Raw genomic sequence first — 17,670 nt, 5'->3', positions numbered from 1 at the left:
CTCATGTCCTCATCATGACATTTCAATATATTTCATTTATGTAGGTAATTATATGCTCAAAAACTTAGAAAATCAAGGGCGTTACCTTTATTTTTTAAATTTTTCACATTGCGCTCAAACTCATGTAATCCATGCAATTGGACCCGTTCTTGAAATACATTTCGCAAAGTTACAATCATGTTATGATCTTGTTCTTTCGTATATAAATAAATCTTTTTCGGCGAAATAGAAAGAAGTGGCGCAATTACTTTCGTATCGATATATACATCCTTTTGCTTTAATAATTCTTCATCTATATATTGGACCAATCTCTCCTGTTTTAAACGTCTACCTTTATCATCATAGAAAATAAAACTTTCATCAAAAATAAGATGTACACAGGACAAACGTGATTTCCGGCCACTAACTTGTTGACGAAGGGTCTCAATGAACATTTGGTATTCTTGCTCCATTTTATACTCATCAATTGCAACTTCAGCAAGTCTGGCTACCATTTCCCTATATGTACGAAGGCGAAAACGGACATATGATGAAAACGAGAATGAAAGCGGATCACAAAGCCAATCATTTAAAGATGACATAATATATGTCTCAAATTTATGACGCGTTAAATCATGAGCCACTCCTTTTCTTCTTTCTTTTAATATCTCCTGTGCCATATGCAAGATTTGATGACACTCTTCTTGTTCTTCGTAAAAAAACTTTTCCTTTAAAATGGTATGAATCCATTCATTTTGTTTCACATTCATAATGAAATATAGTAGTACTGGCAATAAAATCTTTTCAATATAATTCGATTCACATAGTGGTATATGAATAATAACCTTTTGCCCATCTAAATATACACTTGTTTCCTTGTATAAAGATTCCGTTCTTTTCGTTAGTTGTCTGTATACGTGCGCAGCATCATTTTTTTCTTCGAAGCAAATTTCAATCACTTTTGTCCCCCCTTTTATCCCCGCTCTAAAGGATTGCATCTATACGTTACACATCCTATAAGAGTCCGATCTGTGGAAGTTCACTCTTAGTAGAAATATATCTCCCATCGTTAGAAAATCCACTCGATATGGCTTGCTAATTTTATATATATTAAGGGGGAGAGAAAAAAATGATACAAGCTACTATGAATTTTCAACAATTTGACCATTATGATAAAGTGAAACTTTAATCAGTGGGGGTTTTGTTCATCCCCTACTGATTATTAGCCCTCACGAATTAGGATAAACGGACGGTATTAAGATGTTTGAGTATATAAAAGATTCCTCCGTCATATGTAAACCGCTTAAGAGTTACTACATCGTTATGAAGAAAGCATTAGTTTTAGACACCTTGAATACTTTAATCTTATCGCCAAGAAATCATCACTATAATAAAAAAAGAGCAAGCTTCTCAGCTTGCTCTTTTACTTATGACGACGGTTCTTCCCACCAATTGGAATTGGCTTCGCTAAATATTTAATTCGTTCCATAATACGTGCTGCTTTCATTTGTTCTGCCTCACCGCGTTGTGTATACGTTAAATGATGTTCCAACTCCTTGAAATCAAAGTTAGACGTAAAGAACGTCGGTAAGTTCTCTAACATACGGAACTGCAAGATTGCGCCAAGCACATCATCACGTACAAAACTTGACATCGCTTCTGCTCCGATATCATCTAACATTAATACTTGTACGCGTTTAACTGCATCAATCTTTTCACCAATCGAATTATCTTGAATCGAACTTTTAATTTCACGTAGAAATTCAGGGAAGTATACGAGCATCGAACTAATTTTCTTTCGAGCAAGCTCATTTGCAATTGCCCCTAAAAGATACGTTTTCCCTACACCAAATTTACCGTACAAATATAAACCTTGTACTTTTTTACCTGGTTCGAATGTGTTTAAAAATTCATTCGATGCACCTATTGCATCAATACGTGCATCTAAATCTGAAGGGTCTAAATTTTCCATAGTTGCCTGTAAAATGTCAGCTGGCATATATACACTTTGAACAAGTTTTTCATATTTTTTTCTCTCATCATATGCTACTTTTCTAATGCAACGATCGTATTGAATATCAATCATCTTACCTTGGATGACGAGCTTCGGCTCATATCCTTCTAGCATGTTTTTACATGATCCTAAATCCGGACAATCCGCACACCCTACACTTTGTCCAATATATTCATACAACTTCACAAGGCTACGCTCAATCATAGAAGTCGTTACTTCACCTTTATGTTCGTCTATAAATGCTTTCACACGCGGATGCGCCATCACTTCTGTCTTTAAGACTTCATATCTATTTTTAAAATTTTCATTTTCCATTAATTTCGTAAATGAATTTTGAATATGCTCCATTTCCTCACCTCAAAGAGCGTTCATTCTCTTTTATTAATCACGCTTATATTTTTTCAACACTTCTTCTAATCGCTTCCGCTCATCTTCTAACGAACTTGTATTTTTCTCAACACTCACGTCCGTTTTCACAGTTTCTTTCACTTCTTCTTTCGGCTCTTCTTTAAGCCAATCTGGTACCATTTCTCTTCGCACTGTTTTCTTCGCCGTACGACCTTTTTTCTTCGTCTCAGCCCACTCTTGATATTGACGGTTTTCTTCTTTCGCTAACGCCATCGCTTCAGCTACTGTACCGACCTTTTTTCGTGCCCAATGTCCAGCAATCTTCTCAACATACGTTTTCGCAAGTTTCATATCTGAGCGTAGCATAACATAATAAATAAGTACATTCACAACCCCCGGCGTTAACTTTTGATTTATCATTACATCCTCAACAATTTGCAAGTCTGCTTTCGTTGCTTCTGCACCGCCCGAAATTTCTTTCAATAGTTGTTTTGGCGATATTTCCTCTAACTGCTTCATCAGCATTTCTTCTTGCGTAGATGGCTCTTTCTCTTTCATCGTACGCGCAGCATGAGGTTGCACTCTTTCACTTAATATAGGTAAAGCTTGCCCATTTTCAAATTGATACCAATCACGAGCTCCTTTTCGAAGTCTTTCGATATCAATTGTTTGCACCTCTGTCACCGTACCAAGAACGATATTTTGCATTGATAACACATCCACACCATACACATAAGCGAGTGTAATGACACATTCTCGTACTTGATCTGTAATTGCCTTTTTAGGAACAAGCGCTGATAATCCCTCCACAAATAAAGAGAAATCAAAGAAATCATTCCAAACTTTCGGAGCATCCCCCTTCTCGTTACTTGGCATAATTGTCGTTTTCGGGATACGAAGTTCTTCTTGCGCATGCTCAAACTGACCCGGGTTAAATGAATCAAATACATCGTTGAAGGAGCGCGTAACATTTTCATAAGAAGCAAAATCGAATTCTTCTTCTAAAAAATATTGCTTTACTTGGTTATATTTTGTCCGACTCAATCGATTGTATAAAAAGATACTTAAAACAATATCATCAAAAAACTGCTTCGGAGATAACGGTGGTTGCAACTCATATATAAACATTCGAATATCTTTTTCTTTTTTAATATATACATTTAAAAGCCCAATCGCCTCTAACTTTACTCGTTCCTCATATATTTCAGGAAGTTGCATTTGCATGGTCACCATAAGGGAGTGATGTGTATTCTCTTTTCCAAATACACGATCTTGCTCTAACTCTCCCCATAGCGTCATGTATAAGCTAAAAGCTCTACTACCTATTAATGGCTGATACAACATTGTTAAAACTTTCCGGTCGTAATTATGTAACAACCCTTTCGCACTTACCTTATAACGATCAATCGGCAATAGCTCCATCCATGACTGTTTTTCCATTCTTGCTTTTCCTTTCTCTCATCCAATCTAACCTATATTTCACTCGTTCTATCTTTATTATATAATTCCTTAGCGAAAAAGAGCTATTAGCTTCCGCTTCTAGCTCTCTTATCTCATTTACTTACAGTATATAAAGAGAATATACTACACCTTCTACTCTCTCTCTTTTTGCAGTATATCTTTTAATTCTTCAATAAATACATTTAAATCTTTAAATTGACGATACACAGAAGCAAAACGTACGTAAGCAACATCATCAATATCACGAAGTTCTTCCATAACAATTTCACCAATCATATCACTTTTCACTTCCGATATACCTAAGTTACGAAGTTCACGCTCCACACTTTGTGTCACTTCCTCTAACTGCCTTAAAGATACAGGTCTTTTTTCACACGCTTTAATTAAACCGCGTAAAATCTTCTCTTTATTAAACTCTTCTCGTGTTCCTTCTTTTTTAACAACGATAAGAGGTGATTCTTCTACTCTTTCAAATGTTGTAAAGCGACTTAAACAACTTTCACACTCTCTTCTTCTTCGAATAGAGCGTCCCTCGTCTACCGGACGCGAATCTAACACTCTTGTGCCATTATGAAAACAGGATGGACAACGCAATTCATTCACTCCTTTACAATATAATCTTTATTTTTTCGCTACTCACCTACATGTGAAAATATATATACAATATTATATAACTCATTCTTATATACTGACCACTCTAAGTTATTACATATCATGATCCTATTTTATATAAACTAAAAAAGAGGTGCATTATACACCTCTTTACATTTTAAATCAATTATGTTCTTTTTTAAAGAGCTTTTGTTTCTCTCTGCTTAATCTCGAAGCTACCAGTGCCTCGAGGAAGCTCGATGCTCTCACGCGTTTTCGCGTTTAAACCTTCTGCAATATATTCTGCAGCAACATTTGGATCAATACGATCCCCACAAGTATAAACATCAATACTTGCGTAACCGTGCTCCGGAAAGCTATGAATTGTTAAATGTGATTCCGAGATAATTACTACTCCACTTACACCTTGTGGTGCAAATTTATGAAAAGCAACCTCACGTACTTCAGCACCAGCTCTTAGTGCTGCATCCACAAATAATTGTTCAATATACGGCATGTCATTAAGCTTGTCGAAATCGCAATCCCAAAGTTCAGCGATCACGTGACGACCCATCGTATCCATAGTATCCATTCTACAGTTCCCCCTTGTAAATTTATTCTAACTGTTCGAATTGAAAACTAATTTGCAATTTGGCTTGCTCCACTACCACGGGGGAAAGTTAGTCCAGAGAGGTCCTAACCCTTTAAGTAGTGACTACGTACCTCAGCTCTTAAGTTTACGAGTGTTAGTATACTTTGTTTATTTTCATTTTGCAACAACAGTTTTTTCGATTTTCTGTCATATTTTCCTCTTTACTTTTCCCTAAAAAAAATTAATGATTCACGAATACAGTAATCCCAACGTTTCGTGGTATGTCCACTTTCCAAAATATACTCATATAATTTTTTTCCTTTTCAGAAAAAATTAAAAAGAGAGGGCAAATTTTCACTTGCCCTCTCCCTCGTTCACTTAAATATGTTGCACATTTTTTTGTTTCGCTAATTCATCAACAACTAACGTTACAAGATCTACAACACGACGAGAGTAGCCCCACTCGTTATCATACCAAGCAAGTACTTTCACTTTACGATCACCCATTACCATTGTAGACAAACCATCAATAATAGCTGAGTGTGTATTTGTATTAAAATCGATAGACACTAAAGGCTCTTCACTAAATTCTACAATTCCTTTTAATGCACCGTTTGCAACAGTTTTGAACGCTTCATTAATATCTTCAACTGTTACATCACGTTTTACGTCTACTACTAGGTCAACAAGAGACACGTTTGGTGTTGGTACACGAAGTGCCATACCATGAAGTTTGCCGTTTAAGTGCGGAAGAACTTTTGCAAGCGCTTTCGCAGCACCTGTCGTTGTCGGAATAATTGATTGTCCGCAAGCACGTGCTCTTCTTAAATCTTTATGTGGGTTATCAATATTTTTTTGGTCATTTGTATAAGCATGAACAGTCGTCATTAAACCGTTTTCAATTCCGAACTGCTCATCTAACACCTTTACAACAGGCGCTAAACAGTTTGTTGTACAAGATGCATTTGAAATAACAGTATGTTTTGTAATATCGAATTGGTCTTCGTTCACACCAACTACAATTGTTACATCTTCATTTTTACCAGGCGCTGTTAAAATAACTTTTTTCGCTCCAGCTTCAACGTGAAGAATTGCTTTTTCTTTCGAGTTAAATTTACCAGTTGCTTCAATTACAACTTCAACACCTAAATCCGTCCAAGGCAATTCCTTTGGATCGCGGTTGTTTAAAAGGCGAATCATTTTCCCATCAACTAATAAGTGATCCTCAAATGCTTCTACTGTTCCGTCAAACTTACCATGAACTGTATCATATTTAATTAAATGTGCTAACGTTTCTGATGGATAGCTTGCATTGATTGCTACAATTTCGAATGCGCTTTCTTTTATTGCTTGACGAAATACCATTCTCCCAATACGTCCAAATCCATTAATTGCCACACGAGTCATAATATGTTATCCCCCTTGAATGCGTTATACTATTTATCTCCAATCCCAATAATAGTATAACACAAAAAGGAGATATGTCACTAAGCATTTTCATTAATTTCACAATTTTTTAGTTAATAATGTTCCACTTCTTCAAAATTACCTGTAATTGTGTTTTCGTTCCCATAATTGTGCCATCATTATTTATCACTTCATCTGCACGCTTTACTTTTTCTTCTAATGGCATTTGAGACTGAATACGCGCCGTTGCTTCTTCTTCTGAAAAATTATTCCGTTTCATTAAACGTTCTAATTGCGTACTCGGCATAACTGCTACAACTAAAATACGATCAACGAGATTTGTTAATTTACTTTCAAACAAAAGAGGGATATCTAACACAACCGCTTGCATACCTTCTTTTATGTACATCTCCTTTTGCGCATTCATTTCTTCACGTACCGCAGGATGCACAATTTTGTTTAACTGCAATCGTTTTTCTTCATTATAAAAAACAACACTTCCTAATTTAGGTCGATCAAGCTCCCCATCTTCTTGTAACACTTCCGTTCCAAATACCTCTACAATTTTGTTATATGCTGGCTTTCCTCGTTCTACAACTTCTCGTGCAATAATATCAGCATCAATAACTGGTATATTTAGTTCACGAAACATTTCTGATACCGTACTTTTTCCGCTTGCAATGCCTCCCGTTAATCCAATTACTACTGTCATAATAATCCTCCTCATAATAAAAGGCGCGAAACTAATGTTCCACGCCCATACTTACATTTTCCAAATTCCAATAATAATGAGTAATACCCCAGGCAGGAATGTAAATTTTTGTAACCACTTCATATTCGATAAAACCGTACCAAGCTTCATTCCAATAAATAAAAATAAAGAACTCATCACTGCAACTAATATCGCCATCATAGCAGGTGCATAACCTAATAAGGATGCACCAATTCCAGCACCAAACGAATCGACAGAAAGAGCAATACCGAGAAGTAGCGCTTCACCTGCAGATATAGTTCCTGATTTATCAAAATCCGCAACAGTCGGTTTCCTCAAAATTTGAATCACTAGCCCTAGAGAAGCAATTTCTAATTTCCAAACCTTCTCCTCTTGCTTCGGTTCTTCTTTTCTATCACTCCGAAAAAATTGATATAATACCCAAATCCCGATTCCAATAAGAACAAGCCCACCGATACGCGTTGCGATAACAGGTGAAAATATTTTCGCGATCATATGTCCAATTCCCATGGAAACGAGCATGACAGCCGCTGAACAGATCCCGATAATTATAATTGATCTTAGTGGAATTCTTACACTCCTTAATCCGTATGTTAGCCCTACACTACAGCTATCTAAGCTTAATGTAAAAGCTAATAAAATAAGAGATAAATAAAGGTACATCGGTAAGCTCCTCCCTTATACATAGCTCTGCTGTATGTATATGACAAATGCCTATCCGATGTTATCTCTTTTCTATATTCTAGGCTGACAAATTGGGCAGTAATGTGTTCCCCGGCCGCCAACAACTGTTTTTTCTAAGATCGTACCACAAGTCACACATGGTTCTCCTTTTTTTCCGTATACATTTAGAAGTTCTTGGAATGAACCAATTTGCCCTTGCGAATTGATATACGTTCTAATTGTACTGCCGCCTCGCTTTACTGCTTCGCCTAGCGTTGTAACAATTGCTTCGTACACTCTTTCTATTTCTTCTTCTGTTAAAGACGCTGCTTCTCGTTCTGGGTGAATTTGAGAACGGAATAACACTTCATCTACATATATATTTCCAAGTCCCACTAAAAGACGCTGATCTAATAATACAACTTTTATTTTACGATTTGTTTTTTTCAATCTTTCTTGTAAATACTGCGGTGTCAATTCAGCATCAAATGGCTCCGGGCCTAAGTCAGCAAGAGGCATTTGATTCAACTCTTCACCTTTCTTAAAGAGATGCATCGTACCAAACTTTCTCACATCTTTATAATGTAATTCAGTTCCATCTGTAAATAAGAAACGGACGTGCGTATGTTTATCAATTGGCTCATCCTCTTGATGAAGTAAAAACTTACCTTCCATACGCAAATGTGAAACAATGACATAATTCGTTACATATAAAAGCAAAAACTTTCCTCTTCGCTTTATATTTTCAATCGTCTCGCCTCTTAGCATTTCTTTAAAGATTTCTGCATCATCCGGTCGTTTTACTATTTTTGGATAAGTAATAACGACATCTTCAATCGTTTTTCCTGTTACAAGATTTTCAAGCGTCCGTCTAACGTTTTCAACCTCTGGTAATTCTGGCATTTCATCACGTCCTTATTTCGCGTCGTACCAAGTTGGACCGTAAGAATAATCAACTTTCAATGGAACGGCTAGTTCAATTGCATGCTCCATTACTTCAGGTACAAGCTTCTCTAATTTTTCAATTTCTTCTTTTGGTGCTTCAAATATCAATTCATCGTGTACTTGCAGAAGAAGACGTGCTTGTAATCCTTCTTCTTCTAGACGATCTGCCATAATAATCATCGCTTTTTTAATAATATCAGCCGCACTACCTTGAATTGGTGTATTCATAGCTGTACGTTCAGCAAAGCTACGTAAATTGAAATTACGACTCGTAATTTCCGGAATATAACGGCGACGATTTAATAATGTAACCACATATCCTTTTTGTTTCGCATCTTTTACGATTTCATCCATGTATTCTTGTACACCAGGGAAACTTTCTAAATACTTTTCAATAAATTCCGCTGCTGCTTTTCTTGTAATTCCTAAGTTTTGCGAAAGACCATAATCACTAATGCCATACACAATTCCGAAGTTAACAGCTTTTGCTTGTCGTCTCATGTTAGATGTTACTTCATCTTTCCCAACACCAAATACATCCATAGCTGTTTTCGTATGAATATCCATGTCATGTTGGAATGCTTCAACTAACCCTGGATCATTTGCAATATGAGCAAGCACACGAAGTTCGATTTGTGAATAATCCGCCGCGTACATGATCCATCCTTCTTCTGATGGAACGAATGCCTGACGAATCTTTCTTCCTTCTTCTAATCGAATCGGGATATTTTGTAAGTTCGGATCTGTTGAACTTAATCGACCTGTTTGCGTTAACACTTGATTGAAACGAGTATGGATTTTAGATGAATCTTCATGTACAACTTTCAATAAACCTTCAATGTAAGTTGAATTTAGCTTTCCTAATTGACGATAATGTAAAATATTTGGAATAATTTCATGATGATCCATAAGTTTATCTAATACATCCGCCGACGTAGAATAGCCTGTTTTCGTCTTTTTAATAACTGGTAAGTTTAAGTTCTCAAACAGAATAACCCCAAGTTGCTTCGGTGAATTAATATTAAATTCCGTTCCCGCAAGCTTATAAATTTCCTGTTCCATTTCCTTTAGTCTACCTGCAAGTTCTTCTCCCATATTACGAAGACGCTCCGTATCAACTTTTACACCTTTTACTTCCATATCAGCTAATACACGCGCAAGTGGTAATTCTAACTCTGTAAACAATTCATATTGCTCGTTCTTTTTTAACTCTTCAATGAATGTTTGCTTTACATCATATAATACATGCACTTTACGAGCTACATGCTCCGCTACTACATCTAACTCTGGAACTGCACGCTTCGCACCTTTTCCGTAAACTTCTTCATCAGATTTCACGGCATGTGTTTCTTTCATTTTTGCTACAGCACGAAAATCTTTATCTGTATCAGCTGGATCCAGTAAATAAGCAGCAATTAATAAATCAAAATCAATCCCTTGAATATCTACACCTTTCCACTTGAGAGCAACGATAGCTCGCTTCGCATCAAATGTATGCTTTCTCATTTCTGCATTTGCAAGCCATGCTTTGAAAGCATCTGATTTAAGGGCAATGTCTGCCGAAATAAAGTAACAACCATTTTCATTTTGAATACCAAAACCTTGAATATCCGCTTTATGATAGTTATCTTCTTGCACTTCTACAATAAGCGCACTATCTTGCTGAAGCATTTCTTCTGTAACTTCTTCCACAATATCAAATGTAATATCATCTAACTCAGCTGGAGCTGTTTCTTCAGGCGTAACACCTAGCTTATTTAAAAGAGATGTAAATCCTAAATTCTCAAACATCGGAATAACATCACTTGGTTCATACCCTTTATATGCCATATCATCTACATGCACAGTAATTGGTGCGTCTGTAATAATCGTCGCAAGTTCTTTACTCATAAGTGCTTGTTCTTTATTTGCTTCTAACTTTTCTTTTAATTTCTTTCCGCTCACTTGATCTAAGTTTTCATACACTGCTTCAACCGTTTCAAATTGCGTTAATAATTTAATGGCTGTCTTCTCACCAACACCTGGTACACCTGGAATGTTATCCGATTGGTCTCCCATTAAACCTTTCATATCGATAATTTGCTTTGGTGATAAGCTATATTTCTCAAATAAAGCTTCTTTCGTATATTCATCTACTTCTGTAATCCCTTTGCGTGGAATACATACAAGTGTATTATCAGAAACAAGTTGAAGTAAGTCTTTATCTCCTGAAATAACTTTTACATAAGCCCCTTGCTCACTCGCTTCCTTCGCTAGCGTTCCCATAATGTCATCCGCTTCATAGTTTTCTAATTCATAGCGCGGAACATTAAATGCATCAAGCATCTCACGAATAAACGGGAATTGCTCTGATAACTCAGGTGGAGTCTTTTGACGTCCTCCCTTGTAATCACTATACGTTTTATGACGGAATGTTGTTTTCCCCGCATCAAACGCCACAAGCATATGCGTCGGTTTTTCTTCCTCTAGTATCCTCATTAACATCATTGTAAAACCATAAATTGCGTTCGTATGTATACCTTTGTCGTTATTTAAAAGCGGTAGTGCAAAGAAAGCACGATACGCGATATTATTACCATCTACTAATACGACTTTTTTTTCCAAACTACAAACCTCCCCATACATATTTGAAACGATTTTTTCCACAGAAAAAAAACCGTTCCTGTCCTCTCTCTATATTAACATGACTAATAGAGAGAAGAAAAATAACGGCTATTTTCTATCATATATACAAACGTTTACTAACATAAAAGGGAAGTGACGAGAACAGCATAACTATTCTCGTCCAAAATTACTCCTTGGATGAAGGGGTTTTCATCTATTATATTAACAGAGCTTTATTAATATTTAATTAAGCCATTGTTAATATATTGTAAATATCCTTCACCCTATTTTTCAGTAGCTGATTTTGGCAAAACAACCGTAAATGTTGTTCCCTCCCCAACCTCACTATCCACCGTAATCGTACCTTGATGTGCTTCAACTAAATGTTTTACAATTGATAAACCAAGACCCGTTCCACCCGTATTTCTACTTCTCGCTTTATCAACTCGATAAAAACGTTCGAATATACGAGGGATTTCTTCTTTACTAATACCAATTCCAGTATCCGACACCTTTATATACGCATTATATTTATCCTCTAATAATTCAACTGAAACAACACCGCCAGCCGGCGTATACACGATTGCATTATTAATTAAATTAATAAAGATTTGTTTTAAGCGGCTCGGATCTCCAATAACGGAAACTCGTTTCAATCCATTCACTTGTAAAGAGATTTCTTTTTCACCCGCTTTATTATCGAGCACCATGTGAATGTCTTCAAGAATCCCCTTCATATCAACCGTACCCATATTTAATCTAAACCCTTGCTGCTCGATTTTTGATAAATCTAATAAATCTTCAATTAATCCTTGCATGCGCTCACTTTCTTTTAAAATAATATGTAAGAAATGTTCGCAGAATTTTTTATTATCCATCGCTCCGTCCAAGAGTGTTTCTGAAAAACCTTTAATAGAAGTAATCGGTGTCTTCAATTCATGAGAAACATTCGCTAAAAAGTCTTTTCTCATTTGTTCTAATTTCTTCAACTCCGTAATGTCATGGAATACGAGAACAATTCCTTTCCACTCATGGTTCGTCCCAATAATTGGCGCTCCGTATACTTCAAAATGCTTTCGCTCAATACCAAGCGGCAATAACATTTGTTTACGCACTTTCACTTCTGTCATAAAAATTTCTTCTACAAGCTCAATAATTTCCGTATGGTGAAACGATTCATAATATAAACGATCTAAATATTCTTCGTCTGTTACGTGGAAAGTCTCCTTATAAGAACGGTTTACAAGGTTTATATAACCACGACTATCAATTAAAATCATTCCGCTTCCCATATTTTCAATTAATGTGTGCAAACGATCTTGTTGCATTTCTTGTTCGAGTGTCATCTCTTGTAAATTACGAGCTAAAATATTAATTGCTTTACTTAGCATTCCTGTTTCATCCGAATGACTTTCATATGCACGCGCTTTATAATTACCCTTCGCTAATTCAATCGCAACTTTCGTAACTGATTCAATCGGCCTAATATATTGTCCTGTAATTTTAACACCTAGGAATACAACGACAAGACAGGCAATGACAAATCCGATAATTAATAATCCCCACGTTTTTTGGTGAACGTCCCTCAAAGTATCGATTGTACTTTTCACCAAAATGTATCCTTGCTTCCCTGCTACATCCTGAACGAACACAGCATGATAAAACTCATTCTTTTGATCCGCTTCTTTCGTAATAACTTTATTTCTTTGTTTTGCTGTTTCAGAAGAAAGTTCTTTAATCATCTCTTGACTAAATGCAGATTGTTGCCCTCCGCTATATTGAACTTTCTTTTTTTCATCAACAAATATAATAGAAGCTGGTATTTGTTCTTCTAACTTTTTAAATACATACGGATTTTTTAAAACAGATTCAAACCCTTGCTCCTCTGCTAATACAGCAACATATCTTGTCTCTTTTATCATTCTTTCTTTAGCATGATCTATATAGTAATTTTCAAATACAGTTTCTAATAATACACCTAGTCCAACTAAAATAAAAACGATAAGAGAAACAAATGTAAAAAGAAGCCTGGAGCGAAATTTATTCATCCCCTTTTGGCTCCTCTAATTTATAACCTAAACCACGTATCGTTTTAATGTACGTCGGTTTTTTCGTATTTTGTTCAATTTTATCGCGCAAATGGCTAATATGGACATCGACAATTCTAGTATCACCAGCAAAATCATAATTCCATACAGCACTCAATAATTGGTCACGAGTTAATACACGACTTTTATTTTTCGCGAGATAAACCAGTAACTCAAATTCTTTCGGTGTTAACTCCAGTTTCCTACCTTGGAAGTACGCTTCATAAAACTCCGGTAAAATTTTAAGCTCTGCAATTATGATGCTCTCTTCATCTGGTGCTTCCGAAACTTGTTCTTCTTGCTGTAATTTCGTGCGGCGCAAAATCGCCTTCACACGAGCAACAACTTCCCTCGGGCTAAATGGCTTCGTCATATAATCATCAGCCCCAAGTTCAAGACCCAGTACCTTATCAAACTCATCATCTTTTGCTGTTAGCATTAAAATCGGCGTCATAACACGCTGCAATCGTAATTCTTTACAAACTTCCATACCATCCATTTTCGGAAGCATTAAATCTAATATAATTAAATCTGGGCGTTCTGTTGTCGCTTTTTGAAGCGCCATTTCTCCATCCATCGCTGTTATAACTTCAAACCCAGCTTGTTGTAAATTAAATTCAATTAAAGTTAAGATAAACTCCTCATCATCCACTACTAAAATACGATTGTTCATTCTTTTCCTCCAAGTTATAGACTTGAAACCTTCTTCATCCTAGTATTTTCCCCGTTATTCTCATCATACTAGAAAACAAGGTCCCCCTCAATATAATTGTCTATTTGTGGGGTTAGATTACAGTAGATTTACTCTAGAAAATCGAAATAATTACACTTTCGCTATTCATTAGCTATCCATACCCTGTAAATCATCCTATCAGCTTCACAAATCACCCCTGTACAAACTGTGAAGCCTTGATTTTGCGCTAAAAAAAACGAAAGAGCATACGCTATTTTATAATCTGGTGTTTCATATCCATCAAATACACTCCCGTACATTTCATTCGCGATTGAATCAGCCCATACTTCAGCCTCTCTCATCGTTTCAAAAATAATGTCTTCCCTTTCCCATTTCACAGTTATCATCCCCTCTTCCAAACAAAAAGTAGCGCCAGCATATCCTTAATAAGAATACGACCAGCGCTACTTTTATATCATTCTAACTTTCATTTTTTAAAAATTATCTAATGCTTTTTCCATAATAGAAACAGATTTAAAAGGTGGCGTTACTGTTAATGAACCTTTTACAACATGCTCTCCTTGTTCATCATAAGCTGATACGAGCATATCAATTGTATGTTCCTCCTCTGAAACAGCCACAACTTCAAAGTGGATTTGTAACGTTTCATAATGGTGAACATGTTTCACGAACGTAAGGTCCTTCCTAGTAATATGACTACCTGGACCCGGTAAATATTTCGTAACCGCCGTTGTAATGAGCCCTGTTAGCATAATGCTTGGCACAATCGGCTTTTCATACGGAGTTTGGGATGCGTAATCATGCTGAATATATAATGGATTGGCATCATTCGTTAACCCTAAGTACAATAACAAATCTTTATCCTCAATTTTTTCAGTGATAGATAATTTCTCTCCTACTGTAATTTCATCCATTCTACGACCAATTTGAACTTTTTTCTTTAACATGTTACAACCCCCTCCGATTTTTTCACCTTATTATCCTACTAAAAGCGATACCTTATCCGAAATTTACTATGATGAGGGCAATATATAGTATAAGTCTATAGTTTCATTATAGGATACACCTAATGATAGCGTTTTCATATTATTCCAAAAAAATATTTCGATAAATAGTAGAAAAAGATTCGGGGCCCCGAATCTTTTTCCGCTTATATTTAATTATCAAACAAGAACTTTCATAACGTTACGTACAGATTCTACAGAGCGATCTAACGCTTCTTTTTCATCTGCAAGAAGTTCTAATTCAATAATTTTTTCAATTCCGTTACCACCTAGAATTACTGGTACCCCTAAGTAAAGGTCACTATAACCATACTCACCTTCAAGGTATGCAATAGCAGGTAATACACGGCGTTGATCTTTCAAGATTGCTTCTGTCATTTCAACTAAAGAAGCTGCTGGCGCATAATATGCACTACCGTTTCCTAATAAGCCTACAATCTCACCGCCACCTTTACGTGTACGTTCTACGATTGCTTCTAAACGCTCTTTTGGAATTAATGTTTCTAACGGAATGCCACCTGCATAGGAATAGCGTACAAGAGGTACCATATCGTCACCATGTCCACCAAGAACAAATCCTGTAATGTCTTTCACAGAAAGATTTAATTCTTGTGAAATGAATGTACGGAAACGAGCTGTATCTAATACGCCCGATTGACCGATAACACGCTCTTTCGGGAATCCTGCTTCTTTAAATACAGAATATGTCATTGCATCAACCGGATTTGTTAATACAACAATAATCGCATTTGGTGAATGTTTTGCAATGTCGCGCGTAATACTTTTCATAATTTTAGAGTTTGTTGCTACTAAGTCATCACGGCTCATACCAGGCTTACGCGCAATACCTGCTGTAATAACGACAACGTCAGAATCAGCAGTATCTGCGTAATCAGATGTACCAATAATGTTAGCATCAAAACCTTGTACTGGGCTCGCTTCTAACATATCTAACGCTTTCCCTTTTGTTGGATTTTCCAGCTGTGGAATGTCCACTAATACAACATCTGCAAGTTCTTTTTGTGCTAATAAGAATGCTGTTGTTGCTCCTGTAAATCCTGCACCGATGACTGAAACTTTCTTGCGTTTGATTGTCATAATTTACCCCCCGCTTTAATTATGCGTTTTTGATTATCGCTACATCCATGTTTTTAATAAGTTCATTAGCGAACTCAGAACATTTCACTTCTGTTGCACCTTCCATTAAGCGTGCGAAATCATATGTTACTACTTTTGAAGCAATTGTTTTCTCAACTGAATCAGTTACTAAATTCGCAGCTTCGTTCCATCCTAAGTGCTCTAATAATAATACACCTGAAAGAAGAACTGAAGATGGGTTTACTTTATCTAAACCTGCATATTTTGGAGCTGTACCATGTGTAGCTTCAAAGATAGCATGTCCAGTCACATAGTTAATGTTTGCACCAGGTGCAATACCAATTCCACCTACTTGTGCAGCAAGTGCATCAGAGATGTAGTCTCCGTTTAAGTTCATTGTTGCAACAACATCGAACTCACGTGGACGAGTTAAAATTTGTTGTAAGAAGATGTCTGCAATAGAATCTTTTACGATGATTTTCCCAGCCACTTCTGCGTCTGCCATCGCTTTATTCGCTGCATCTTTTCCATCTTTTTCAACGATACGATCATATTCAGCCCAAGTAAATACTTTGTCGCCGAATTCTTGTTCCGCTACTTCGTAACCCCAGTTCTTGAAAGCACCTTCTGTAAATTTCATAATGTTTCCTTTATGAACTAATGTAACAGAAGAGCGTTTTTCGTTAATTGCATATTGAATTGCAGCACGAACAAGACGCTTTGTCCCTTCTTCTGAGATTGGTTTAATACCAATTCCAGATGTTTCTGGGAAGCGGATTTTATTAACACCCATTGCTTCTTTTAAGAAAGCAAGAACTTTTTCTGCTTCTGGAGAACCTTGTGCATATTCAATTCCAGCATAAATGTCTTCTGTATTTTCACGGAAAATAACCATATCAGTATCTTCCGGACGTTTTACAGGTGAAGGAACACCTTCAAAGTAACGAACTGGACGTAGACATACATATAAATCTAATTCTTGACGAAGCGCTACGTTTAGAGAACGAATACCACCGCCAACTGGAGTTGTAAGTGGACCTTTAATTGCGATTAAATATTCACGGATTAAATTTAAAGTCTCTTCTGGTAACCACTCGCCTGTTTGGTTGAATGCTTTTTCCCCTGCAAGCACTTCTTTCCAAACGATTTTCTTCTCACCATCATAAGCTTTTTCAACTGCTGCTTCTAGTACGCGAGACGCTGCAGCCCAAATATCAGGACCAATTCCATCTCCTTCGATAAATGGAATAATCGGATTGTTTGGTACATTCATAACACCATTAGTTACAGTAATTTTTTCACCTGTCGTCAATGTGATAACCCCCATGTTTGAAATTTCATATGTATGAAACTGAGGGAATAACCCCTCAGTTCAAACCGTTAGTCAAATTTAAATATTCTAATCATTACATCTTCCCGGAAAAATCAGACTTTTGAAAGCGTATTTTTA

Annotated in this window: 16 protein-coding genes and 1 other annotated feature (1 of these 17 cut by a window edge); all 16 genes read right to left on the bottom strand. The window is 36.3% G+C overall.

Going from position 1 to position 17,670, the window contains the following annotated elements; translation table 11 throughout:
* Positions 1-25 (bottom strand) — a binding site (T-box leader); it reaches 203 nt to the left of the window's first position.
* 31 nt (positions 26-56) lie between these two features.
* Positions 57-938, bottom strand: a complete 882-nt coding sequence (gene ytxC, locus Q3V31_RS13420) for a putative sporulation protein YtxC (protein ID WP_000569602.1) — start codon at positions 936-938, stop codon at positions 57-59.
* A 464-nt stretch (positions 939-1,402) separates the two neighbouring features.
* Positions 1,403-2,341 (bottom strand): primosomal protein DnaI, encoded by a 939-nt coding sequence (dnaI, locus tag Q3V31_RS13415; protein WP_000400122.1) that lies wholly within the window; start codon positions 2,339-2,341, stop codon positions 1,403-1,405.
* Between the two features lie 33 nt (positions 2,342-2,374).
* The gene (locus Q3V31_RS13410) at positions 2,375-3,781 is read right to left on the bottom strand and encodes a replication initiation and membrane attachment family protein (protein WP_000415036.1); all 1,407 of its coding nucleotides are present in this window, start codon (positions 3,779-3,781) and stop codon (positions 2,375-2,377) included.
* Positions 3,782-3,934: 153 nt separating this feature from the next.
* Positions 3,935-4,396 (bottom strand): transcriptional regulator NrdR, encoded by a 462-nt coding sequence (nrdR, locus tag Q3V31_RS13405; protein ID WP_001203686.1) that lies wholly within the window; start codon positions 4,394-4,396, stop codon positions 3,935-3,937.
* 196 nt (positions 4,397-4,592) lie between these two features.
* Positions 4,593-4,976 carry an adenosylmethionine decarboxylase gene (gene speD, locus Q3V31_RS13400; RefSeq protein WP_002003660.1) on the bottom strand — a complete coding sequence of 128 codons (384 nt, stop codon included), beginning with the start codon at positions 4,974-4,976 and terminating at the stop codon, positions 4,593-4,595.
* 387 nt (positions 4,977-5,363) lie between these two features.
* Positions 5,364-6,392 carry a glyceraldehyde-3-phosphate dehydrogenase gene (locus Q3V31_RS13395; protein WP_329765418.1) on the bottom strand — a complete coding sequence of 343 codons (1,029 nt, stop codon included), beginning with the start codon at positions 6,390-6,392 and terminating at the stop codon, positions 5,364-5,366.
* Between the two features lie 109 nt (positions 6,393-6,501).
* The gene (gene coaE, locus Q3V31_RS13390; protein WP_016130319.1) at positions 6,502-7,104 is read right to left on the bottom strand and encodes a dephospho-CoA kinase; all 603 of its coding nucleotides are present in this window, start codon (positions 7,102-7,104) and stop codon (positions 6,502-6,504) included.
* Between the two features lie 51 nt (positions 7,105-7,155).
* A complete protein-coding gene (gene ytaF, locus Q3V31_RS13385; RefSeq protein ID WP_090814265.1) occupies positions 7,156-7,788 on the bottom strand; it encodes a sporulation membrane protein YtaF in 633 nt (210 codons plus the stop codon).
* 72 nt (positions 7,789-7,860) lie between these two features.
* Entirely contained in the window at positions 7,861-8,691 is an 831-nt protein-coding gene (mutM, locus tag Q3V31_RS13380) for a DNA-formamidopyrimidine glycosylase (RefSeq protein ID WP_090814264.1), read from the bottom strand.
* 12 nt (positions 8,692-8,703) lie between these two features.
* On the bottom strand, positions 8,704-11,337 hold the full coding sequence (gene polA, locus Q3V31_RS13375) for a DNA polymerase I (RefSeq protein WP_000412796.1): 2,634 nt from the start codon (positions 11,335-11,337) through the stop codon (positions 8,704-8,706).
* 284 nt (positions 11,338-11,621) lie between these two features.
* A complete protein-coding gene (phoR, locus tag Q3V31_RS13370) occupies positions 11,622-13,385 on the bottom strand; it encodes a sensory box histidine kinase PhoR (RefSeq protein WP_001032143.1) in 1,764 nt (587 codons plus the stop codon).
* Positions 13,378-14,097, bottom strand: a complete 720-nt coding sequence (gene phoP / locus Q3V31_RS13365; RefSeq protein ID WP_001065224.1) for a two-component system response regulator PhoP — start codon at positions 14,095-14,097, stop codon at positions 13,378-13,380. Before phoP ends, phoR begins: the two co-directional genes overlap by 8 nt.
* Before the next feature lie 161 nt (positions 14,098-14,258).
* Positions 14,259-14,495 carry a hypothetical protein gene (locus Q3V31_RS13360; protein ID WP_033670355.1) on the bottom strand — a complete coding sequence of 79 codons (237 nt, stop codon included), beginning with the start codon at positions 14,493-14,495 and terminating at the stop codon, positions 14,259-14,261.
* 96 nt (positions 14,496-14,591) lie between these two features.
* A complete protein-coding gene (locus Q3V31_RS13355) occupies positions 14,592-15,065 on the bottom strand; it encodes a MaoC family dehydratase (RefSeq protein ID WP_000914188.1) in 474 nt (157 codons plus the stop codon).
* Positions 15,066-15,281: 216 nt separating this feature from the next.
* A complete protein-coding gene (gene mdh, locus Q3V31_RS13350) occupies positions 15,282-16,220 on the bottom strand; it encodes a malate dehydrogenase (RefSeq protein ID WP_000153239.1) in 939 nt (312 codons plus the stop codon).
* Between the two features lie 19 nt (positions 16,221-16,239).
* Positions 16,240-17,532, bottom strand: coding sequence for an NADP-dependent isocitrate dehydrogenase (icd, locus tag Q3V31_RS13345; RefSeq protein WP_000206900.1), 1,293 nt, complete (start codon positions 17,530-17,532; stop codon positions 16,240-16,242).
* Positions 17,533-17,670 lie beyond the last annotated feature (138 nt).

Origin of the sequence: Bacillus nitratireducens (assembly GCF_036320425.1) — a bacterium.
Classification (GTDB): domain Bacteria; phylum Bacillota; class Bacilli; order Bacillales; family Bacillaceae_G; genus Bacillus_A; species Bacillus_A nitratireducens.
Note: the sequence above shows the minus strand (reverse complement) of the source record. Positions and strands in the feature narration are given on the sequence as shown.